We start from the raw sequence: 23,602 nt of genomic DNA, 5'->3' as shown, positions 1-23,602 counted from the left end.
TTTATTCGGCCTGTTGCAGAATGACCACATCGGCCCGTCAGATCCTTGAATCTGACCCAATATGTCGAGTTTCATGATTTAAATCAGCTATATAAATAATAATAAGCGGATCTGCGGCAACGTAGCTTCCCGGGGAGGGGGTTGCATGCGGGTAGGTAAGCCTTCTATATTTATTTGGGAAGCAACGGCGGATGAGACCGTTGGGAAGGCACAGGATGTCAACAGGGCAGATAATCGGGTGACCGTGCAAAACCACATCGGGCAGGCGATTCCCGAGGGTGAATATCGACTTTCCCAAGCCATGGACGACGCGCTGCGTGCCGCCAGCGGGGCACTGCCGCGCGGCAGCGATGGCCTGGCCCATCCGGCTTTCGCCTTCGTCGCCGCGCTCGGTGGCATGGGGCTGGATATCAAGACCGTCTGTGCACGGCTGGGACTGCCGTTCGACACGGGCGCGGTTCTGGGCCGCTGCCGTATCGCCTTTGACCGGCCGATGCTCGTCGACCATGCCTATGGCGTGCACGCCCGGATAGTCTCTCTCATCCGCAAGTCGAGCCGCCGCTTCGGCGGCGCCGATCACCTCTGCCTCGCCACCGACATCCGAGTTGGCACGACCCACTTCGCCACAGTGGAACTGACGATGATCGTACCGGTCGCCAGCGGGACAGCCGAATGACCGACACTCGCCCGCTGCCCGAATGGACAATCGACGCCGTTTCGGCGCCGGCGATGAAGACCTGGTGCGAATTTCTCCGCGACGAGAACCCGATTCATCTCGATCCTACCGCCGCCGAAGCGCTCGGCTTCGGCCCGCATCCGGTCAATCCCGGCCCCGCAAACCTTTCCTATGTGATCAACATGGTCATGGCAGCGATGCCGGACCGGGCTTTCTCCGAGATCGAGGCGCGGTTCCTCGGCAATGTCCTGGCGGGAGACACCCTCCATGCCAACGGCGCAGCGACACCCGGCGTCGCCGGCAGCTATGACGCGCAGTTGATGCGGGGCGACACGCTGCTGGTCGCCGCCCGCATCGCGCTTCGCGACAAGCAATGATGGCCCCGGTCGCCCTACCGACCGTCTATACCCTGGTAGCCATGCGGGCCCGCACCCGCCCCGATGCCATCGCGCTGATCTCAGGTGAGCAGACCCTCGATTACCGCGCACTGATCAACCGCGTCGACCGTTTCGCCGCTGACTTCGCCGCACGCGGCATCGAGCGCGGCGACCGCATCGCCATCCTGTCCGAAAACTGCATCGACTATACCATCGTCCAGCTCGCCTGTGCCAAGCTCGGGGTCATCGCCGCCTGCCAGAACTGGCGGCTCGCCCCCGCCGAGCTGCGCCACTGCATTGCCCTAGTCGCGCCGCGCTTGCTGGTCGTGTCCGGTCGACACGCCGACACGGCCCGGCAGCTGGAAACCGGCGTCTCCGTCGTTGCCTTCGCCACGCTCGGCCGCGATTCAGGACCCGCAGCACCGGCCGCCGCCCTGCCCGAAGATGGGCTGCTGATCATCTACACCAGCGGCACCACCGGCCTGCCCAAGGCGGCGGTGATCAGCCACCGCGCCGAGATTGCGCGTATGGCCGTGCTGCGCCTCGATCTCGGCTGGCGCCCCGGCGACGCCTATGTCGCCTGGGCGCCGATGTTTCACATGGGCGGCACCGAGCATCTGCTCGCCACGCTGATGTCGGGGGACACCGGCATCATCATCGATGGCTTCGACGCCGATGCGATTATCGACGCGCTCGTCGCCCACCGCATCGGCTGGCTGCTGCTGGTGCCGGCGACAATCGAGCCGCTGCTGGCCCGGCTGGACGAACGACGCCCCCGCATCCGCGGCGTCGGCGCCGTCGGCTGCATGGCCGATCTTGTCCCCGCCACCGTGATCGCCGCCATTACCCGGGCCCTGAATGCCCCCTATCTGGACAGTTTTGGGGCCACCGAGACCGGCATGCCGCCGCTGTCGGCCGGGTTGATCCCGATCGGCACCGCACCATCCGCCTGCCCCAAGCAGCTGAGTTCGCTGACCGAGCTCGAGCTGGTCGATTCGTCGGGCCGGCCGGTGGCACCCGGCGAACCGGGGGAGGCGCGAATGCGCGGCGCTACCTTGTTCAGCGGCTATTGGAACGCCGACGCCGCCAACGCCGAGGCGTTCCGCGATGGCTGGTTCCATATGGGCGACCTGTTCCGCGCCACCGATGCCGGCCACATGTTTGTCGGCCGGTCCAAATATCTGATCAAGTCAGGCGGGGAAAATATCTATCCCGCGGAGATCGAGCGTGTCCTGCTTGCCGACGACCGCGTTGCCGATGCTATCGTTGTGCGCCAGCCTGATCCGCGCTGGGGCGAGGTCCCGGTCGCGGTCATCGCCCGCGCCGACGACCGCCTCGATATCGAGGCCGTCGCCGCTCTCTGCCGCGCCGGCGTGGCCGGCTACAAGCAGCCGCGCCGCATCTGCTTCATCGCCGCTGACCAGTTGCCCCGCAGTGCCAGCGGCAAGATCATCCGTGAAGCTGTGGAGGCCATGCTGGCGAATGGCGATATCGCCTGAACTTGCGTCGACGCGGTTCGACGGGCAGTCTTGGCCCATGCAAGCCAGAGCCGAGCCGGCCATGATGCGCTTCCGGGGCGCACGATGATGCCATCCCCTAACGCAAGGACATGCACATGGCTGTGACCGACGACGACGGCGAGCCCCTAGCCTGGCGCCGCCGCAAGGACCAGCGCCCCCCGGAAATCCTCACCGCCGCGCGCCAGCTGATCGAGGAGCACGGCGCCGCCGGCACCTCGATGGCGCAGATCGCCAAGCTCTCGGGCATATCCGAAGCCACCGTCTACAAATATTTCTCGAGCAAGCAGGATCTGATCAATCAGGTCCTCGCCGCCTGGGCCACCCCCTTCGTCGAGCGGCTGACCGTCGAACTGTCGAAAACCGTGGGAATCCGAGCCCAGCTGACGCTGATTGCCGTTCGCTTCCTCCGCTCGATCGAGGAAACACCCAAGCTCCATCGCGTCTTCTACCAGGAACTTCGCTGGAGCAATTATCGCGGATCTGAACTGCACCGGCTCAATCACCAGTTCGCCCAGTCGGTGGTCGATATCGTCCGCCAGGCCGATGCCGCCGGCGAGCTGCGTCACGGCATCAACCCGACAATGATCCGCGACATGCTGTTCGGCGGCCTCGAACATATCACCATGCGCACCAGCTTCATCGGCCGCGCCATCGATGTGGAAGCCGAAGCCGCCCGCTACGTCGACCTGATCCTGTCCGGCATGCTGAAGCCGAACGAGATCGCTACCGCGCCCCGACCCGAGCCCATGACTGCCATGCCGGCCATCACCAGTCCTGCACCGGGCCTGATCGTCGAGCGCCAGGGCGGCGCGCTGCTGCTGACCATCAACCGCCCCACCCGCCGCAACGCCATCGATGCCGCAACTTCGCAGTCTATCAGCGCCCATATTGACGAGGCCGAAGCAGATCCCGGAATCGGCTGCGTCATCCTCACCGGTGCCGGCGACATCGCCTTCTGCGCCGGCATGGATCTCAAGGAGGCGGCAGTCATCGGCGCCGGCCAGGGCCTCATCCCAGGTCGCGGTTTTGCCGGCATCACCGAGCGACAGCGCACCAAGCCACTGATCGCCGCGATCAACGGCATCGCCGTCGCCGGCGGCTTCGAGCTGGCGCTGGCCTCGGACATCATCATCGCCGCCGATCACGCCCAGTTCGGCCTCAGCGAAGTCAAGCGCGGTATGTTTGCCTTCGCCGGCGGCATCCAGCGGCTGGCGCGGCAGATCCCACGCTCGGCCGCCATGTCCATCATCCTCAGCGGCGAGCCGATCCCGGCGTCCAGGCTCTTCGATCTTGGCGTCGTTAGCGAACTCGTCCCTGCCGACCAGCTTCGGGCTCGCGCGCTGGCGTTCGCCCAGGCCATGCTAGCCAACAGCTGGGACGCAATCCAGAATGGCAAGCAGCTTTACGACATGGCCGTCGACATGCCGATTCCGGAGGCGCTGCGCGTCGGCAAGGCAATCGGGCTGGCGACACTTACATCGGCTGACACCCGCGAAGGCATCGCCGCCTTCGCCGACAATCGCACCGCCGATTTTCAACGCAAGGCCTGACCGCCGACGCCTGGGAGCCCGATAATGGCCGATCGAATACTGATCCTTTATGGCTCCTACCGCGCAGACAGGATGGGCATCCGGCTTGCAGAATTTCTGGTCGACGCGTTCCGGGCGCGCGGCGCCGAACCGGAGCTGGTCGACGCCAAGGCCATCGGCCTGCCAATGCTCGACCGCATGTACAAGGAATATCCGGCTGGGGAAGCACCGCCGGCGATGCAGGCGCTGGCAGACAAGATCCGCGCCGCCGACGCCTTCGTCTTCGTCACCGGCGAATATAATTGGGGCGTGCAACCAGGCCTCAAGAATCTCACCGACCATTTCCTCGAGGAATGGTATTGGCGGCCTGCTGCCATCGCCAGCTATTCCGCCGGCCGTTTCGCCGGCGCTCGCGCCGGTCTCGCCTGGCACGGCACCCTGTCTGAAATGGGCATGGTGGTGGTATCGAGCACATTGGCGGTCGGCGGCATCGGCCGTGCCCTGGACCGCGACGGCAAGCCCATCGGCGATGGTGGCGCGGCCTTGGCCAAGGCCTTTCCGCGCTTTGCCGATGATCTCGGCTGGTGGGCGGAAGCGGCCCGAGCCCAGCGCGCCAAGGTCGCGCCGCCCTATTGACCGCACGCCTGGTCGGATCAAAGCGGACGATAGTCTGTTGGCCATGATAAGCCCATGCGGATCAGGCCGTCGGTCTGCGCGCGAGCGTCCGCGGCAAGCAACGAGGATCTGAAATGACTGACCTTCTCCAAGGCTCGCTGCCCGCCTGGAGCCTGGTATGGATCATAACATTGGCCATCGTCATCGGCGGCTGCCTGATCGCACTGGCCTTGCATCGGTTCGTCATCAACATGCTGATGCGGCTGGCCCGGCGCAGCGCCAGTCAGAGCGACGACATATTGATCAACCGGCTGATCAAGCCAACCCGCTGGATCGCCATTGGCTTGGGACTGAGCATCGCTCTCAACGCCGCACCGCTCGAGACCGACGCGTCGGCACTCATCCGGCTGGCCTCTGGACTCATCGTGCCGCTCCTGATCGGCTGGCTGGCGCTTGCGATCCTTTATGCCTTCCGCGACATCGTCCATGACAAGTCCGACATCTCGGCGTCCGACAATCTCGCCGCCCGCCGCCGGCGCACGCGGATCACCATCCTTGCCCGGATCGGCGCCTTCATCATCATCTTCCTGACGATCTGCATGATGCTGCTCAGCATCCCGGCAATCCGTAACGTCGGCGTCACGCTGATGGCCTCGGCCGGCCTCGCCGGTCTTGCCGTCGGCGCCGCTGCCCAGCCTGCCCTGAAGAACCTAATCGCCGGTATCCAGATGGCATTCAGCGAGCCGATCCGCATCGATGATGTGGTGATCATCGAGGGCGAATGGGGGCGAATAGAAGAAATCCGCATGACCTTTGTCGTCGTGCGCATCTGGGACGAGCGTCGGCTGGTCGTGCCGATCAGCCAATTTCTCGAAAGCAGCTTCCAGAACTGGACGCGAGAGAGCAGCGAGTTGCTAGGAACCGCGTTTCTCTATGTCGATCCGACCGCCGACGTTCCCGCTCTCCGCCAGCAGCTGGACGCCATCGTCCGCCCCCATCCGAAATGGGATGGCCGTGTCATCGGCCTTCAGGTCACCGATATCAAACCCGAGGTGATGGAGCTGCGCGCGCTCATCAGCGCCGCAGACGCCGGCAACGCCTTTGATCTGCGCTGCGACGTTCGCGAAGCCATGATGGCCTATATCGCTTCCGACATGCCAGACGCCCTGCCGCGTCGACGCGCACAACTGTCCGGTCAGCTGGCCGATACGGCTGCCGGCTGAACCGATTCCAGCGCGTCGGTAAAGCGCCGGCGCCACCAAAGCACATCCTGCTCCTCGATATTGGCGATCATCGGCCGCCACCGCGCAACCCGCTCTTCCCGGGGCATCGCCAGCGCCTGGGCGATTGCGTCGGCAATCTCCTCGGGGCTATGCGGATTTACCAGCAGCGCGTCTGTAAGCTGATCAGCCGCGCCGGCGAAGCGGGACAAAATCAGGACACCCGGATCCTCGGGATCCTGCGCCGCCACATATTCCTTGGCCACCAGGTTCATGCCGTCACGCAACGGCGTTACCAGCCCCACCCGGGCGGCCCGGAACATGCCGGCCAGTTCTTCGCGTGGATAGCCCTTGTTGACGTAGCGGATCGGCACCCAGTTGAAATCGGCAAACTCACCGTTGATCCGCCCGGATAGTTCATCGAGCGTCGCCCGGATGTCTTGATAACTCTGTACATCGGCCCGCGACGGCGGCGCGATCTGAAGCAGGAATACCCCGCCCTGCCGTTGCGGCTGCGAAGCGAGAAACCGCTCATAGCCAAGAAACCGCTCCTGCAGCCCCTTTGAATAGTCGAGTCGATCCACCCCGATGATCATCGCGCGGCCATTGGCGCTGGAAACCATCTGACCGTGAATCTCGGCAGCCACCGGACCATTGGCGCTGGCCCGGAATTCCACCGCATCGATGCCGATCGGGCATGCGATCAGCCGAACCGTGCGTCCCTGATAGGCGACAAACCCCTCAGCATCGACTTCCACATCGAGCTGATGGCGAGCATAATCGAGGAATGCCTCGAGCGAATCCTCGGTCTGGAAACCGACGACGTCATAAGCGAACAGCGACGTCACCAGCGCGAGGTGACTGGGCAGCGAGTGCAGCAGGCGCATCGGTGGCCACGGAATGTGCAGAAAAAAGCCGATGCGATTGGCGCAGCCCCGGTCGCGCAGCTTCTGCCCGAGCGGGATCAGGTGGTAATCGTTCACCCACACCAGATCCTCGTCCTCGATCAACGGCACCACCGTATCGGCAAAGCGGGCATTGACGCGCTCATAGCCGCCCGCGAAGCCGCGCTCATATTCGGCCAGGTCGACACGGTAGTGAAACAAGGGCCACAAGGTCCGGTTGGCGAATCCATTATAATATTCATCGATATCCTGCGCCTCGAGATCGATCGTGGCGGTTGTAACGCCGAAGTTGCGCTGAAAGTTGATATGCCCGGTATAATGGTCGGTCTCTTCCCCGGACCATCCGAACCAGACACCATTGCTTTCTTGCAAGGCGGCCGACAACGCGACAGCCAGACCGCCCTGCGCCCCGGATTCGGATGTCGGCGCAGACACACGGTTGGAAATGATGACCAGGCGACTCATCGGACGGCACTCCACGGTTCGCTCAGCATCACGGCGCAGTTGATCAGACCGACAAGAGAGTAAGTCTGGGGGTAGTTGCCCCATAATTCCCCTGTCAGCGGGTCGATGTCCTCTGACAGCAGCCCTGCACCTGTGCGCCTTGCGATCATCTCCTCAAACAGTTGACGGGCATCATTGTTGCGCCCGGTCGCGTGAAGCGCCTCAATTAACCAGAAAGTACAGACATTGAACGCCGTTTCGGGCAGGCCGAAATCATCCTCTGTGGCATAGCGGAGCATATGCGAGCCTCGGCGCAGCCCCTGTTCGACCGCCTCCAGCGTGCCCCGGAAACGCGGGTCGTCCGGCGCCAGGAACCGGAGGTCGAGCAGCTGGATCAGGCTGGCATCGAGGTCGTCGCCGCCAAAAGTCGCCGAAAGCCGCTGCGTTTCCTCGCGCCAAGCCTCACGCTCTATCGTCGCCCGGATGGTTGCGGCGCGCTCGCGCCACAGCGTCTGCCGGTCGGATATCCCGAGCGTCCCGGCGGCGTTGGCCAGCCGGTCGCAGGCCGCCCAACACATGGCCACCGAATAGGTGTGGACATGGCTGCGTGTCCGCAATTCCCACAGTCCGGCGTCCGGCTTGTCGTGCCGATCCCAAGCCCGCTCGCCGACCGTCTCCAGCGCCTTGAAGTCCTCGACCCCGCCGACCCGCAGCAGCCGCTGATCGAAAAACGCCTGGGCATTGGACAGGATAATCTGGCCATAGGCATCGTGCTGGACCTGCTCATAGGCCTGGTTGCCGACCCGCACCGGCCCCATGCCGCGATAGCCGTTGAGCGCCGGTTCGATGCGCTCGATCAGCCGCGCCTCTCCGCCGACGCCGTAGAGCGGCTGGATGTGCCCGCCGCGTGCATTGTCGACGATATTGCGCAAATATTCGAGATAGCCCTCGAGGACATCGAGCGCACCGAGCCTGTTCAGAGCCTGTACCGTGTAATAGGCGTCGCGGATCCAGCAGTAGCGATAGTCCCAGTTGCGCTGTGACCCGGCATGTTCGGGAATAGAGGTGGTCAGCGCCGCAACGATGGCACCCGTTTCCTCATGCTGGCAGAGCTTGAGCGTGATCGCCGATCGGATCACCGCATCCTGCCATTCGACCGGCGTCGCCAGGCCGCGCACCCAGTGGCGCCACTCGGCAATGGTCCGCGCCAGCATCGATTCGACCGTCGCTCCGGTCTCGCCCTCGAAACTCTCGTCGGGCCCGAGAAAAAAGTGCAGCGGCCGCTCGACGCGGAACAGCCGTTCGCCTTCGATCCAGCCGACCGGCGCGTCGGTCGTCAGCCGCAGCGTCATGTCACCGAGCAGATAGCGGATATGGTTGGAACCGCGCGTCTGCTCCGCGTCAGCGCTTCCCCAGTCGCGCGCCGGACGCAGCCGCACCCGGATGCGCGGGCTACCCGCAACCGGCCGCACGATCCGCACAAAGGCGACCGGCCGATACATCCGCCCCCGGCGACTGAATCGCGGACAGAAATCGACTACTTCGACAACATTGCCGTCATCATCGCCATGGCGGGTTACCAGCACCGGCGTGTTGCGGACATAATATTGTTCAGTGGATGTGCAGGCGTCGAGATCGATCTCCCAGAAGCCGCGCGCGCCGTCCGCGCCGCGTGGCTGGTCGTCGAGCAGCGAAGAAAAGGCCGGATCACCGTCAACGCGCGGCACACAGCCCCAACAGAAGCGCCCGGCGCGGTCGATCAGCGCCGAGACCTGGCAATTGCCGATCGGCCACAGGTCCAGGGTTGCCGTCATTTCCCGTCTCCGGCCAACCAGCGACGTACCGCGGCGGGGTCGGCAAGCCCATAAGTGGCAGCAGTCGGGCGCGGCAGTCCTACCAGAATGCCCACGCCGCCCAGCGCCCGCGCCGCCTCGAAGCCATGCTCGTCGGTGACATCGTCGCCGACGAAGACCGGCCGCGTACCCGTCATCTCGGGCCGCGCCATCAACGTGCGCACCGCCAGCCCCTTGTCGCTGCCGGGCACCCGCACTTCGGCCACCATCTTGCCCTCCTGCACGACAAGCCCGAACTGGTCGGCGAGTTGTCTCGCCAGCGCCAGCGCCCGGGGCTCGAAATCGGGCGCCAGCCGATAATGCAACGCCACGCCGAAACTCTTGCGCTCGACGATCGACCCGCTATGCGTCGCTGCCGCCGCCCGCATCTCGGCCTCGACGAGATCGAGGCTCGCCGGCCGTGTCGACTGGGCCTGATATCCTTGCCAGCGATATTCGGTGCCATGGCTGCCGGACACCGCCAGCGTCCGCGCCGGCGCGCCGATCAGCGCATCGAGTTGCGCGATCGACCGGCCACTGATGATGGCCAGGCGGTCGCCCTGTTCGCGCGCCAACGCCGCGATCAAATCGATCAGCCCGCTGTCGACGATAACGCCGTCGGGGTCATCAGCAATGTCGACAAGCGTGCCATCGAAATCAAGCAACAGCGTCGCAGACCGGCGAAGATCGGCGGGCGGATGCGGCAGGTGATGCAAGTCCGGGGCAGCGGACATCTGGGTCTCCTTTCAAAATCTGCGGGGCTGCGGGGGCTGCGTTCCGGACGATCCCTGACTGCAGGGACCATGAGCATCGAATCACCATCTATATGAACAGTTTCCGGCGGCTTTTGATCCGCTGGACGAGGATCAAATCTGGTGCATATGCTGCTCAATGAAGGCTGCCGCCGCGCCAAGGAGTCCCGGCTCTGGATAGACGATGAGCTTGACCGGGATCGCCGCCATCATCGCCTCGAACCGCCCCTTGGCGACAAAACGCTCGGCAAAACCAGAGTCTGGCAGATGGTCGACGAGCCGGGCCCCGAGCCCGCCGGCGATTACCACCGCGGCCGCGCCCTGTGCCAGGGCGATGTCGCCGGCCGTCGCGCCGAAGCTCATGCAGAAACGGTCGAGCGCCGCCGCCGCCAGCCGGTCGGTCCCGGCCATCGCCGCCTTCCACAGGGTGATCTGGTCGATATCGGCAATCGCCCGGCCCTCGATCGCTGCCAACGCCTCATGGATATTGGCCAGACCAGGCCCGGAGACGATCCGCTCGGCCGACACGCGCCGGTAGCGTGGGCGCAGCCGTGCCAGGATCGCATCGTCGATCACATCGAGCGGGGCGAAGTCGATGTGACCGCCCTCGGTCTCGCTGACGAGCCCGCGGCCACCTGACCGCAGTACATGGGCGACACCCAGCCCCGTTCCCGGGCCAATGACGCTGATGATCCCGCTCTCGGGCAACGCCCGGTCCGGCCCGCAGACATGGCGAAAATCCGACGGCGCCAGCTGGCCGATGGCATGGCCGACCGCGCCGAAATCATTGATCAGCGTATAGCGGTCGACGCCCAGGCTGGACGGGATCGCAGAGGGCCGCACCACCCAAGGAATATTGGTGAGATTGAGCCTGTCGCCCGACACCCATCCGGCCACGGCAATGCCGACATCGCGTGGCAGCGGCCGGTCGCAGCGGTCGGCAAACGCCGTCCAGGCGCTTTCAAGGCTGGCGTGGGCACCAGTCTTGAGCGTGGTCTGCGCGTGCAGCGCCACCACCCGGGTATCGACCACTTCGGCAATGGCGAACCGCGCATGGGTTCCGCCAAGATCAATTGCGACAATCTCCATCGCCAGCGACCTTAGCGAACGATCCCCGCGATGGCCAATCGCCGCCCCGATCAGGCGTGATAGCGGCTTTCGCCCCCGACCACCGTCTCGACGATTTTCACGTCAATGATCTTCTCCGGGTTCACCTTGTACAGGTCATCGGAGAGGATGACGTAATCCGCAAGCTTGCCCGGGGTGATCGAGCCCTTAGTGTTTTCCTCGAAAGTCGAATAGGCACCGGCGATGGTCGAGCAGCGGATTGCCTCCTCTACCGTGACCTTCTGCGACGCCCCCCAGGTCTCGCCGTTGAAGCCCTTGCGGGTGACCATGCCCTGAATCGCCATCAGCGGATCGAACGGGCCAGGATAAAAGTCGGAGCCTGTAGACGCGTTGATCCCGGCATTGATCATGTCCCGATAGGGCATCATATGCTCGGCCATGTCGGCGCCATAATAGCGGAACTTATCGGCGTTATAGTACATATAGGTGCTGAACATCGACGGCTGGGCGTCGGCGGCCTTGATGCGCTTCATCTGCTCGGCGCTTGGCAGCGAGCAATGCGTCAGCTTGGGACGGGTGTTGGGCCGCGGAAAGCGGCTCTGGGCATAATCATAAGCATCGAGCGCCTGCTGGATCGATGGCTCGCCATTGGCATGCATGTTCATGCGGATGCCGGCGCGGTGGACGCGCTCGGCCCATTCATTGGTATCCTTCTGAAGCTCGACGAGGTTGCCCTTGTAGGCCGGGGTAACGCCGATATAGGGCCGCGTCATCGACATGGTGCGCGACGACAGCCCGCCATCGAGCGAATGCTCCCTTGTACCGCCGAAACGGAACCAGTCATCGCCGAAGCCGCTGCCGACGCCGGCCTGGATCATGCCATCGACGACGGCGGGACTGGCATCATAGCTGATCCAGGTCTTCAGATTCTTGCGGTCGCGGGCACCCTGGATCGTCGGGATGAGATCATCGCCGGCGTCATAGGAGACGCTGGTGAGGCCGAATTCGGCAAATTTGCCCGAGATGAATTCGAAGCCCTTGAGCGCCCGATCGGCCGCTTCCGCGGGCGAATAGACGGTCCGCACGCCAAAGCTGTTCATCTTGCGGATGGCATTATCGGTAACGCGGCCGCTGAGCTCGCCCTTCTCGTTCTTCTCATAGGTGCCGCCGAGGATGTCGGGGGTGTTCTTGGTGACACCGGCCTGCGCGAACGCCTTGCTGTTGAACACCGAGGCATGGCCGCCACGCAGCCGCACCTCGATCGGATGCTCGGTGCTGGCCTTGTCGATGTCCTGGATCGTCAGCGGGCGCTTGTCCTTGATCTTGGTGTCGTCGTAGAAATTGGCGACGATCCATTCGCCGGGCCGGGTCTCGGCGGCGCGGGCCTTTAATTTGTCGATGATGCTCTGGATGGTGACATATTCGACGACATAAGGGTTCCCGGCGTTGACGCCGTAGAGCAGCGCCTCGCCTCGGCCATGATTATGGGTGTCGTTGAACCCAGGCACGACCATGCCGCCGCCGGCATCGACGATGCGCGTCCGCGGCCCGGCGATCGACTTCATCTCTTCGGTGGTTCCCACCGCAAGGAAGCGGTCGCCCTTTACCGCAAACGCCTGGGCGGTCGGCTTGGCGGGATCCATTGTCCCGACCACGCCGTTGATGACGATCAGGTCCGGGTCTTGCCCGGCGATCGCGCCCAGCGCCGGCCCGCCCCAGGCGCCGGCGGTCAGCGTCAATCCGCCAAGACCGCATTGCTCGAGAAAACCACGACGGCTGCGCAAACCCCTCATGTGACCACCCCCTGCTGGCAGGGCCCCGGCCCCGCATTCCCCATCACGAGGCTACCCCAAAGATTGCACGAGTCAATCCGCTGCGGGAGCGAACGGAATGCCTGTTGCGCCAGATCAATTCGGCCCGCCCACCGATGATGCAGGATAGGCCATGCCCAACCGACCCCATATCGAATTCGTCCAGGCCCAGATGCTGCCATGGCGCCGGCTGGGCCCCGGGCTGGCGCGCACCGACGCCGAATACAAGCTGCTGTCCCACGACGTCGCCACCGGCGCCTGCTCGGTGCTGATGCGTTATCCACCCGGCTGGACGCGCGAAGGCCCCGAGCATTTGGGAGCCGCCGAGGAATTCTACGTCCTCGACGGCGGTCTCGAGGTCGACGGCCGCGTCTATGCCGCAGACTGCTATGCCTTCCTGCCTGCTGGATGGACCCGACACCACATGGCCAGCCCTGCCGGCTGCGTGCTGCTGGCCTTCTTCGATGCCGAGCCTGTGTTGCACGCAGGTGCCGGCGATGGCCGCGCCGAAGCCGATCCGGCCGCCGTGCCGTTCCAGAACGTGCTGCACATGGCCTGGGACATGACGCTCAATGACCCGAAGCTTAGGCACCTCGGCATCGGCCGCAAGGACCTGCGCCGCGATCCGGTCACCGGGGAGCGCACGTTCCTCTCGCTGATCCTGCCGCAGAGCGAGCCGCCTGGCCGCCGCGGCCCCACCGAGCGCCATCCCGTCGTGGAGGAAGCCTATGTCGTCGCCGGCTCGCTCACCGGCCCGCACGGCACGATGCACCCCGGCGCCTATTTCTGGCGCCCGCCGGGCATCGCCCATGGCCCGTTCGGCTCCCGCTGGGGCGCCGTCTCGCTGGTCCGTTTCGTCGGGGGCCGCCATGTCAATTTGTGGTCGACAGACGAGGCCCCCTTCGCCTTCGACGCCCCTTATGCGCCGGTACTGCCGCCTGACCTCGCCCATCTGGCGCTGGTCCCCTATGTGGCGGCGGCCGCCTGGTGATTGCCGCTACAGGATGCACCCTCATCGCTCGTTGGAGGTCGCTTCCGATCCACCTCGCACAGTTGTAATAAAATTCAGTGTCCGCATTCTTTACACTATAGTAGCACTCGGTGCTGTAACAATTGACCTATTGCGCCTGAACCCTGATCTGCCGTAGGCGAAGTCGGCGTTCGCGGTGCCAGAGGTTCGTTACATGAACAGTTTTTCAACCATTACTGCAGCATCGTTGGCAACTCTCGACGATGCCGCCTTGGATGGATTGCCGTTCGGCGTTATTGGCCTTTCAAAAGAAGGGTTTGCCGACGTTTATAACGCTACTGAGTCACGGCTGGCCGGTTTGCCGAGGGCAAAAGTAATAGGCGCTCACTTCTTTGACGATATTGCCCAGTGCATGAACAATTTCATGGTGGCGCAACGTTTCGAGGATGAATCGGCACTTGATGCCACCCTGGATTACGTCCTGACCCTCCGCATGAAACCGACCCCTGTGAAATTGCGCCTGCTTCAGTCGCCAGAAGTTGCGCTCCGCTATGTCCTGATCGAGCGCAATGTCTGACGCTGTCGACTCCGATGGGCTGGCGGAGCAGAATGAGGAACTGCTGGAATTTCTCTATGCCGCTCCAATAGGTCTGGCCCAGACATCGGCCGACGGCTCGATCCAGATCATCAATCCGCTGGCCATGCAGATGCTGATGTCGATTACCTCACGTGGCGCAGCCGATAATCTGTTCAAGACGCTGTGGCGGCTGTCACCGGACTTACGCAACATCATTCAGGGTTTTGACGCACCCCGCGGTGTTGTGTGCGACGGGCATCGGATCTTTGTCAGTCCGGCAGGCAGGAATGGCCTCACCGATCCCATGGTTCTCGCCTGCAAGCTCGTGAAGCTGCGTGCCGATCGCTTCATCATCGCCTTGTCGGATGTCTCGAGCCAGGTGGCGCAGGAACGCCGGCTCAAACAGGCCGAGACATGGTTTGCCACGCTGCTCGACGGCGTCAACGACTATGCGGTGCTGTCGCTCGATCGCGAAGGCCGGATCGACGCCGCCAATGCTGCAGCGGCCAGACAGACAGGCCATTTGCCTGTCTCTATGCTGGGCAAGCCGCTCGACGAGATCGACACCCCGGAGCGTGGCGCCTTCTCCGCCGCCGACCAGCTGCTGATAACACAACGCGACGGCTGGCATCTCGATGAGGGGTGGCGGCAACGCGCCGACGGGCATCGATACTGGTGTCAACGCCTGATCGCCGCGCGCAGCGAGGATGGCAGCGGGCCGGACCGCCTGATCATCGGCTACACCGTGGTCTTGCGGGATGTCACGCGCAGTGGCCTGGGCAGCGTGCAATTGAAGCAGATGCTGACCACCGATCACCTGACAGGAGCCTGCAACCGGGGCCATTTCTTCGAAATTGCCGAGCGGCAACGCCTTGAAAGCATACGCCAGGGCAGGCCGCTGGCGCTGATCGCCATCGATCTCGACGACTTCAAGACAATCAACGATACGCACGGTCACAGCGTCGGTGATACCGTGCTGAAGGCCGTGACGGAACGATGCCTGTCTCTGCTGCGCCTTGGCGAAACATTCGCCCGCATCGGCGGCGAGGAATTTGTCGCGCTGCTGCCCGCGGCCGACCTCGATGCCGCCCGGTCCACGGCAAATCGCCTGCTCGACGGCATTCGGTCCCTGACCGTGGCGGTACCGGGGGGAACGCTGCGCATCACCGCGAGTCTGGGCTGCGCCACGCTGGCCGATCCGGCCAACACACTTTCCGATCTGCTCGAAGCCGCCGACGAACAACTCTATAATGCCAAAAAGGCAGGACGAAACCGGGTCGAGCCAACGGGCTGAAAGCGGTCAGGCGGAAAAACAAGATGCTCTGAGGATCTTGCCTGGATGAAATCGGATGCATGCCATTTGGCGGTGCTTTCCCGGTCTCAAACTTCTTCGTAAATTCGGCACGATCGTGGTCTGCTCGCGCCGCGCTTTGCGCTCGGCTGCTAGCGCTCTCCCTCTTTCGCGGCACCGCCAGGCGCGCATCCGGCGAAGCAGCGGATCAACTATGCGCCCGAGTTCGCGTCGGCAAATCTCGGCATGGGCGGGAACATGTGCGCAAGGCGGACTGTTGTCCTGGCATCCAGCTCGACCGGAGACATCGTTTGCTTTCGACCAATCCCTGCATGCTTTCTGCTATTTCTGATTCGAATGTCGAGGATGGTTATCCCGATTCAATGATCCTGACAGCAGGGGCTGCGGCGGGGTTCGAAGCTTTGTTGTGGCCCATGGCCCAGGGCTATTTCGGACCCGCGGGCAATCTGCCTGACGGGCTCGCTCGACGCTGCGCCAATGAAGGGCTGGCGTTTCTGCTCGATGTGGACGTTACACGGTTTCCGAACAGCCATCCTTTGGTGTCCGACCAGCCGGCACTATTTGCAGGGCGCCGTAGTGTCGAACGCGAGGGCCCGGTCGATCCGCGTGTGGCGACCCCCGCAGCGGGTGAAGCCCAGGCCCGGTTGCGCGATGACGGCGCGATCGATGCCTTACTGCCAGTGATTGCGGACCAACTGGTCGCACTGCTCAAGCAAGGCGTACACGGCTTTTGTCTCGCGCAAGCCGACCGGATAGCGCCGGACTTCATCCGCATGTTGATTGCCCGATTGCGGGCACATAAGGCCGATGTGGCGTTTTTTGCGCGTGGGCGTGGGCTGACTGGTGCGGCCGGACACGCGCTGCTTGGGGTCGGACTCGATGGCCTGATTTCGTCGGTGGACCGTCGGAATTTGCGATCCTCCGCCCTCGTGCAGGAACGCCATGACATGTGGCCTGTCGCAAAGTTGATTGCGGAACCGCATTTTGCACAACTGCCAGACGATCTTGTCGCACCCAGCGTTGCCGTGGCTGCCGCCACCGCGGATGGCATGATCTTTCCGCTGCGCATGGTGCGGCAACACCCGGATCTGACGAAGCAGGTCGTGGAAATCGCCCGGCAGGTGATGCCTTTTGCGGGTGAAATGAGGCGGCTGAATGGCGCCGGGAGCCCGGTCGTCGCCCTGCTGCGCGCCGACACCGCAGATATGCGCGACTGTGGCGCGGCGGCGCTGGTGCTGATCAACACAACGGGCAGCGTTCACCCCGCGCCCGCAGCAGCGGATTTGCTGGCAGTGGCGGGGGCCGCATTTGCATCCTTGGATGCGGCCGCATTCGCCGACCTGCAACCGGCAGAGGTCCGCGTGACGACCGCCCGCCGCGCACCGCCTGTGCTGATCGGCAGCGCCAAAGACGGCGCCGTTGCGGCGGCGCGGCTGCCAAGGCTGGTGGTGGAGGCTGTCTCCCCGCGTGTGGAGGGCGGGTTTCCCGTGAAACGGGTTGTCGGCGAAACGGTCGTGGTCGAGGCATCGATCTTTGCCGATGGACATGAGCAGTTGGCGGCCGAACTGCTGTGGCGCCCTGCCGATCGCGATGAATGGTCGGTCGTCCCGATGGTGGAATTGTCGAACTATTGGTGGCAGGCCGATTTCGCGACTACCCGCATCGGACGGCACGAATTTGTCATCGAGGCATGGCTCGACCGGTTCGGCGGCTTCACTCGCGATTTCCGTAAGAAGCTCGCGGCTGGGGTGGCAACCTCGATCGATCATGCCGAGGGCCGGTTGCTGGTCACGCAAGCGCGCGATCGATCGAAGGGCGCGCTGAAAAAGGCGCTGACAACATTCGTCACGGGGTTGAAGCGCGACGACAACGCAGCCTTGTTGCTGTCTGACGAACTGGCGACGGTGATGGCACGGGCCGATGATCGGCCGCATGTGGTCCGGTCCGCTGTCCAGCCGTTGGATGCGGAACGTTTGGCCGCTCGCTTTTCGAGCTGGTACGAGCTGTTCCCGCGCTCGCAGTCGCCTGTGCCGGGCAAGCACGGCAGTTTTGCCGACGTCATTGCGCGGCTGCCTGCCGTTCGCGACATGGGGTTCGACACCCTGTATTTCCCGCCGATCCACCCGATCGGCACCGCCAACCGCAAGGGACCGAACAATACGCTGACGCCGGCCCCGGGTGATCCGGGCAGCCCCTATGCGATCGGCTCCCCGGACGGCGGGCATGATGCGATACATCCCGAGCTGGGCAGCCTCGACGATTTCCTGCGGCTGGTCGACGCGGCGCGCGACCATGGACTGGAGATCGCGCTCGATTTCGCCATCCAGTGTTCGCCCGATCATCCGTGGCTCAAGGAGCATCCGGGATGGTTCGCGTGGCGGCCGGACGGGTCGATGAAATATGCCGAAAACCCGCCCAAGAAATATCAGGATATCGTCAACGTCGAATTCTATGCCGAAGACTCGGTGCCCGGCCTGTGGACGGCGTTGCGTGACGTGGTGCTGCTGTGGATCGAACGCGGGGTAAAGACCTTCCGCGTCGACAATCCGCACACCAAGACGCTGCCCTTCTGGGAATGGATGATCGGCGACGTCCGCGCGCGGCATCCCGAAGCGATCTTCCTCGCCGAAGCCTTCACCAAGCCGGCGATGATGTATCGCCTGGCCAAGGTCGGCTTCTCGCAGAGCTACACCTATTTCACCTGGCGCGATAACAAGGCTGAGCTTACCGATTACATCACCGAACTGACGACGACTGCGCCAAAGGAATTTTACCGGCCGCATTTCTTCGTCAACACCCCCGACATCAATCCGCTGTTCCTGCAGACCTCGGGCCGTCCGGGGTTCCGCATCCGCGCGGTGCTGGCGGCGACCCTGTCGGGACTGTTCGGCGTCTATTCGGGGTTCGAGCTGTGCGAGGCCGCGCCGGTGCCCGACAAGGAAGAATATCTTCATTCCGAGAAATACGAGTTGCGCCAGCGCGACTGGGCGGCGCCCGGCAATATCATCGCCGACATCACCATGCTCAATCGCCTGCGCCGCGCCTGGCCCGCCTTGCAGACACACCTCAACACACGCTTCTACACCGCGCACAACGACCGGATCATTTACTATGGCAAGGCGGCGCCGGATGGCGGCGACATGATCCTCGTGATGGTCAGCCTCGATCCGCACAACGCACAGGAGGCCGATTTCGAGGTGCCACTGTGGGAATTCGGCCTGTCCGATACCGACAGTATCGCAGTCGAGGATCTCGCTGAGGGGCATCGCTTCAACTGGCACGGCAAGATCCAGCACATCCGTCTCGATCCCGATCTGCCCTACCGCATCTGGCGCATCGCGCCCGGAGATATCGCATGACCGGTCTCGATCAGGATCCTCTCTGGTACAAGGACGCCGTCATCTATCAGGTACACGTCAAGTCCTTCTTCGATTCGAACGATGACGGCATCGGCGATTTCGCCGGGTTGATGGCGAAGCTCGATTACATCGCCGAACTGGGTGTCACCGCGATCTGGCTGCTGCCCTTTTATCCCAGCCCGCGGCGGGACGATGGCTATGACATCGGCGAATATCGCCAGGTCAGCCCCGATTACGGCACCCTGGATGACGCTCGCGCGTTCATCGAGGCCGCCCATGCGCGCGGCATGCGCGTCATCACTGAGCTGGTGATCAATCACACGTCCGACCAGCATCGCTGGTTTCAGGCGGCGCGCCGCGCGCCGGCAGGCAGCCCCGAGCGCGATTTCTACGTCTGGTCGGACAGCGACAAGCTCTATTCGGGCACCCGCATCATCTTCTGCGATACCGAAAAGTCGAACTGGACCTGGGATGACGAAGCCAAGGCCTATTTCTGGCATCGTTTCTATTCGCACCAGCCCGACCTCAATTTCGACAACCCCAAAGTGCTCGAGGAAGTGCTGTCGGTCATGCATTTCTGGCTCGACGCCGGCGTCGACGGCCTTCGCCTCGATGCCATTCCCTATCTGATCGAGCGCGACGGCACCTCGAACGAAAATCTTCCCGAGACACACGAGGTGCTCAAGAAGATCCGCGCCAATCTCGATGCCCATTATCCCGACCGGATGCTGCTCGCCGAGGCCAATATGTGGCCCGAGGATACCCAGCAATATTTCGGCGATACCAATGATCAGGGCTATGGCGACGAATGCCACATGTCGTTCCACTTCCCGCTGATGCCGCGGATGTACATGGCCGTGGCGCAGGAAGACCGGTTCCCGATCACCGACATCATGCGCCAGACCCCCGACATTCCCGACAACTGCCAATGGGCGATCTTCCTGCGCAACCATGACGAGCTGACCCTCGAAATGGTCACCGACGAGGAACGGGATTATCTCTGGAACACCTATGCCGCCGACAAGCGCGCGCGGATCAACCTCGGCATCCGCCGCCGGCTTGCGCCGCTGATGGAGCGCGATCGCCGGCGGATCGAGCTGATGAACGCGCTGTTGCTGACGATGCCGGGCACCCCGGTGCTCTATTATGGCGACGAGATTGGCATGGGCGACAATGTCTATCTCGGCGACCGCGACGGCGTGCGCACGCCGATGCAATGGTCATCGGACCGCAATGGCGGCTTTTCGCGCGCCGATCCTGCCAGCCTGACGCTGCCGGCTATCATGGATCCGCTCTATGGCTTCCAGGCGGTCAATGTCGAGGCGCAGGAGCGTGACCAGCATTCGATGCTCAACTGGGTCAAGCGCATGCTGGCGGTGCGCCGCGAGCATCAGGCCTTCGGGCGCGGCAGCCAGCGCTTCCTTCGCCCCGCCAACCGCAAGATCCTCGCCTATCTCCGCGAGCAGGGCGATGAAGTCGTGCTCTGTGTGGCCAATCTCGGACGCACCGCCCAGGCGGTGGAACTGGACCTGCATGATTTCGTCGGGCGAACCCCGGTCGAGCTATCCGGTGGCGCCACCTTCCCGGCGATCGGACAACTGCCCTATCTGCTGACGCTGCCGCCCTATGGCTTTCTGTGGTTCAAGCTGTCGAACGACGAGGACGCGCCCGATTGGTCGAGCGCGGCACCGGGCGCCGATGTCGAACGCCACACCTTCGTTCTGCGCCCCGATCTGGTCGGCGTCACTCAGGGCGCCAATGCACAGGTGCTGGAGCGCGAGATTCTGCCCGGCTATGTCGCGCATCGTCGCTGGTTCGGCGAAAAGGACGAGACGATCGGGCAGGTGCGCGTCATTCGCACCATCGCCATGCCCGAGGCGACCGATCTGGTGCTGACACTGATCGACGTCACCACCGGCGCCGGCACGCAGACCTATACGCTGCCGCTGGGTATCGCCTGGGAGGGCGAACAGCATGGCCCGTTCGCCTCCAATCTGGCGATCGGCCGGGTCCGGCGCGAACGCCGGGTGGGGCTGCTGACCGATGGCTTCGCGCTGGCGGGGTTCGCCGAGACGGTAATCGGCGCCCTCCGGCGCGGCGATACGGTGGCCGTCACCGACGGCGCCCTGCGCTTCACCGCGACCGATGCGCTCGACATCGAACCCGATGCGGCGCCCGAATGGATCGGCGCCGAACAATCGAACAGCACCATGGTGCTGGGCGAACGTGCGGTGCTCAAGCTCTTGCGAAAGGTCCAGCCGGGCATCCATCCCGATGCCGAAATGGTGCGCCATCTGGCCGCCAATGGCTTCGAGAACGTGCCCGCCATTCTCGGCGAGGTCTGGCTCGATGAGAGCGACCAAACCACCTTGCTGATGCTGGTGCAGCGCTTCGTCTACAATCAGGGCGACGGCTGGGCGTGGACGCTCGGGATGCTCGAGCGGCTGGCGACCGATGCCGACTGGAACTCGTCGAACTACGAGAATTTCGCCCGGAATATCGGCTGCCGGCTCGCCCAGATGCACGCAGTGCTGGCGTCGCCGAGCGATGACCAGGCCTTTTCGCCCGAGGCGATGACGACGGACGATGCCGACCGGCTCTCAGCGCGAATCGAGACACAGGTCGACAAGGCGCTGCGTTCACTGGACGCGGCGACCCTTGGCGAAGACGCCTTGAGCCAGGACGATGCCGACGCGGCCGCCTGGCTCCGCGACCAGCATGCCGCCCTCACGGCGCGCATCCGGGCCGTGGCCCGACAGGCCGAAGGGCGCACCTGCACCCGCATCCATGGCGACCTGCATCTGGGCCAGATGCTGGTGACCGGCAGCGACATCATGCTGATCGACTTCGAGGGTGAGCCGATGCGCGCGCTGGCAGAGCGCCGGGCCAAGGACCTGCCCGAGCGCGACATCGCCGGGGTGCTGCGCTCGTTCGACTATGCCGCGGCTGTCGCCGAACGCGCGCGCCCGGCCATGGCCGAGACGGAGGAGGCGCGGACCGACGCACGCTACGAGGATTTCCGTCGAAGCGCCTGTGAGGCGTTCATGGACGGCTATCGCGGCGTGTCAGAGTCCGTGGACGAGCCCCTGCTCGATCTGATGGTGCTCGAAAAGGCGGCGTATGAAGTCGCCTATGAGGCGGCCAACCGGCCCGGCTGGATCGGCGTCCCGAGCGCCGGGTTGGCGCGCGCCGCCCAGCGGCTGCTGCAGGAGGATCCCTCGTGAATGCCCGCAACAACCTATTGGGCGCAACCGCCGCATTGCTCGAAAGCCGGCTAGACGATCCGTTCGCGATGCTGGGCGTCCATGAGGGCGAGGTCCGCACCTTTCAGCCGGGCGCCGAGGCGGTCAGCCTGATCGCGCGCGACGACGGTCGCATTATCGGTACGCTCGACGAGCCTGCGCCCGGACTGTTCGTCGGGCGGCAGGTCGAGGATGTACTCTATCTCCTGCGTATCACATGGCCGGGCGGCGCCGTGCAGGAGACCGAGGACCCCTATGGCTTCGGACTGGTACTGGGTGACCTCGACCTTTACCTGTTCAACGAAGGCCGACATCTCGATCTGGCGCACGTCATGGGCGCCCATCCCCGGACAATGGACGGGGTCGCCGGCGTGGCCTTCTCGGTCTGGGCACCGAACGCACGCCGTGTCGCGGTGGTCGGCGACTTCAATGGCTGGGACGGCCGGCGACATCCGATGCGGCTGCGTCACGGCGCAGGGGTGTGGGAACTGTTCATCCCACGCATCGGCGCCGGTACCCTTTACAAGTTCGAGATTGCCGGCGCTGACGGCAGCATCGTCCAGAAGGCCGATCCGCTGGCCCGCCAGACCGAACTGCCGCCGGCCACTGCATCGATCGTCGCGCCCCCGCCCGACTATCGCTGGTCAGACAGCGACTGGCTCGCCGAACGCGGCGCGCGCCATGCGCCGGACGCGCCGATCGCCATCTATGAAGTGCATCCCGGCTCGTGGTTGCGTCCAGCCAAGGATCCGACCGGCACGCTCGACTGGGAGGCGCTGGGCGAACGACTGATACCCTATGTCGTCGACATGGGCTTCACCCATATCGAGTTGCTGCCCATCATGGAGCATCCGTTCGGCGGCTCCTGGGGTTATCAGCCGCTGTCGCAATTCGCGCCCTCGGCCCGGTTCGGGCGGCCGGACCAGTTTGCGGCGTTCGTCGATGCCTGCCACCGTTCGGGCATCGGCGTGATCCTCGACTGGGTGCCAGCGCACTTCCCCACCGACGCACACGGCCTGGCGCGTTTCGATGGCACCCCGCTCTATGAGCATGCCGATCCCCGCGAGGGCTTCCACCAGGACTGGAACACGCTGATCTACAATCTCGGGCGGCGCGAGGTGTCGGGCGTCCTGCTCGCATCGGCCTTCTGGTGGCTGGAGACCTTCCATATCGACGGGCTGCGCGTCGATGCCGTCGCGTCGATGCTCTACCGCGATTACAGCCGCAACGCCGGCGAATGGCTGCCCAACATCCATGGAGGACGCGAAAATCTCGAATCCGTCGAATTTCTCAAACGCTTGAACAGCGTCGTCGCCGAGCGCTTCCCCGGGGTGATGACGATCGCCGAGGAATCGACCGCCTGGCCGGGCGTGTCCGCCCCGGTATCGCAGGG

Annotated in this window: 17 protein-coding genes; 12 read left to right on the top strand and 5 right to left on the bottom strand. The window is 64.2% G+C overall.

The window, feature by feature from the left end; translation table 11 throughout:
• Nucleotides 1-145: 145 nt before the first annotated feature.
• The 6 genes from ACTIFJ_RS00700 (at nucleotide 146) to ACTIFJ_RS00675 (ending at nucleotide 5,940) form a co-directional block, all read left to right on the top strand.
• Nucleotides 146-676, top strand: coding sequence for a hypothetical protein (locus ACTIFJ_RS00700; RefSeq protein WP_439532153.1), 531 nt, complete (start codon nucleotides 146-148; stop codon nucleotides 674-676).
• Nucleotides 673-1,053 carry a MaoC/PaaZ C-terminal domain-containing protein gene (locus ACTIFJ_RS00695; protein ID WP_439532152.1) on the top strand — a complete coding sequence of 127 codons (381 nt, stop codon included), beginning with the start codon at nucleotides 673-675 and terminating at the stop codon, nucleotides 1,051-1,053. Before ACTIFJ_RS00700 ends, ACTIFJ_RS00695 begins: the two co-directional genes overlap by 4 nt.
• Nucleotides 1,050-2,552 carry a class I adenylate-forming enzyme family protein gene (locus ACTIFJ_RS00690; RefSeq protein ID WP_439532151.1) on the top strand — a complete coding sequence of 501 codons (1,503 nt, stop codon included), beginning with the start codon at nucleotides 1,050-1,052 and terminating at the stop codon, nucleotides 2,550-2,552. The genes ACTIFJ_RS00695 and ACTIFJ_RS00690 overlap by 4 nt, the downstream gene beginning before the upstream one ends.
• Before the next feature lie 116 nt (nucleotides 2,553-2,668).
• Nucleotides 2,669-4,123 carry an enoyl-CoA hydratase-related protein gene (locus ACTIFJ_RS00685; protein WP_439532150.1) on the top strand — a complete coding sequence of 485 codons (1,455 nt, stop codon included), beginning with the start codon at nucleotides 2,669-2,671 and terminating at the stop codon, nucleotides 4,121-4,123.
• 24 nt (nucleotides 4,124-4,147) lie between these two features.
• A complete protein-coding gene (locus tag ACTIFJ_RS00680; protein ID WP_439532149.1) occupies nucleotides 4,148-4,738 on the top strand; it encodes an NADPH-dependent FMN reductase in 591 nt (196 codons plus the stop codon).
• 113 nt (nucleotides 4,739-4,851) lie between these two features.
• Nucleotides 4,852-5,940, top strand: coding sequence for a mechanosensitive ion channel family protein (locus tag ACTIFJ_RS00675; protein ID WP_439532148.1), 1,089 nt, complete (start codon nucleotides 4,852-4,854; stop codon nucleotides 5,938-5,940).
• Here the strand turns inward: ACTIFJ_RS00675 and ACTIFJ_RS00670 are convergent.
• The 5 genes from ACTIFJ_RS00670 to ACTIFJ_RS00650 all read right to left on the bottom strand — a co-directional run bounded on the left by ACTIFJ_RS00670 (nucleotide 5,913) and on the right by ACTIFJ_RS00650 (nucleotide 12,731).
• Nucleotides 5,913-7,307 (bottom strand): alpha,alpha-trehalose-phosphate synthase (UDP-forming), encoded by a 1,395-nt coding sequence (locus tag ACTIFJ_RS00670; RefSeq protein WP_439532147.1) that lies wholly within the window; start codon nucleotides 7,305-7,307, stop codon nucleotides 5,913-5,915. The genes ACTIFJ_RS00675 and ACTIFJ_RS00670 overlap by 28 nt on opposite strands.
• Nucleotides 7,304-9,100, bottom strand: coding sequence for a glycoside hydrolase family 15 protein (locus tag ACTIFJ_RS00665; protein WP_439532146.1), 1,797 nt, complete (start codon nucleotides 9,098-9,100; stop codon nucleotides 7,304-7,306). The genes ACTIFJ_RS00670 and ACTIFJ_RS00665 overlap by 4 nt, the downstream gene beginning before the upstream one ends.
• Nucleotides 9,097-9,852, bottom strand: a complete 756-nt coding sequence (otsB, locus tag ACTIFJ_RS00660) for a trehalose-phosphatase (protein WP_439532145.1) — start codon at nucleotides 9,850-9,852, stop codon at nucleotides 9,097-9,099. The genes ACTIFJ_RS00665 and otsB overlap by 4 nt, the downstream gene beginning before the upstream one ends.
• Nucleotides 9,853-9,984: 132 nt before the next feature.
• Entirely contained in the window at nucleotides 9,985-10,959 is a 975-nt protein-coding gene (locus ACTIFJ_RS00655; RefSeq protein WP_439532144.1) for a glucokinase, read from the bottom strand.
• Between the two features lie 50 nt (nucleotides 10,960-11,009).
• On the bottom strand, nucleotides 11,010-12,731 hold the full coding sequence (locus ACTIFJ_RS00650) for an amidohydrolase (protein ID WP_439532143.1): 1,722 nt from the start codon (nucleotides 12,729-12,731) through the stop codon (nucleotides 11,010-11,012).
• Between the two features lie 151 nt (nucleotides 12,732-12,882).
• Between ACTIFJ_RS00650 and ACTIFJ_RS00645 the strand changes: the two genes are divergently transcribed.
• From ACTIFJ_RS00645 to glgB, 6 genes are all read left to right on the top strand, one after another.
• Nucleotides 12,883-13,740: a cupin domain-containing protein gene (locus ACTIFJ_RS00645; protein WP_439532142.1), complete on the top strand. Its 858-nt coding sequence runs from the start codon at nucleotides 12,883-12,885 to the stop codon at nucleotides 13,738-13,740.
• Between the two features lie 193 nt (nucleotides 13,741-13,933).
• On the top strand, nucleotides 13,934-14,296 hold the full coding sequence (locus tag ACTIFJ_RS00640) for a phosphonate transporter (protein ID WP_439532141.1): 363 nt from the start codon (nucleotides 13,934-13,936) through the stop codon (nucleotides 14,294-14,296).
• On the top strand, nucleotides 14,289-15,590 hold the full coding sequence (locus ACTIFJ_RS00635; RefSeq protein ID WP_439532140.1) for a diguanylate cyclase: 1,302 nt from the start codon (nucleotides 14,289-14,291) through the stop codon (nucleotides 15,588-15,590). The genes ACTIFJ_RS00640 and ACTIFJ_RS00635 overlap by 8 nt, the downstream gene beginning before the upstream one ends.
• A 308-nt stretch (nucleotides 15,591-15,898) precedes the next feature.
• Nucleotides 15,899-18,967: an alpha-1,4-glucan--maltose-1-phosphate maltosyltransferase gene (locus ACTIFJ_RS00630; protein WP_439532139.1), complete on the top strand. Its 3,069-nt coding sequence runs from the start codon at nucleotides 15,899-15,901 to the stop codon at nucleotides 18,965-18,967.
• Nucleotides 18,964-22,191, top strand: a complete 3,228-nt coding sequence (treS, locus tag ACTIFJ_RS00625; protein WP_439532138.1) for a maltose alpha-D-glucosyltransferase — start codon at nucleotides 18,964-18,966, stop codon at nucleotides 22,189-22,191. The genes ACTIFJ_RS00630 and treS overlap by 4 nt, the downstream gene beginning before the upstream one ends.
• Nucleotides 22,188-23,602: 1,4-alpha-glucan branching enzyme (glgB, locus tag ACTIFJ_RS00620; protein WP_439532137.1), on the top strand; the 1,415-nt coding region annotated here is incomplete at its 3' end. The genes treS and glgB, both read left to right, overlap by 4 nt.

Origin of the sequence: Polymorphobacter sp., assembly GCF_051860865.1 — a bacterium.
Classification (GTDB): Bacteria; Pseudomonadota; Alphaproteobacteria; order Sphingomonadales; family Sphingomonadaceae; genus Sandarakinorhabdus.
This window is presented reverse-complemented; position numbering and strand designations above follow the sequence as displayed.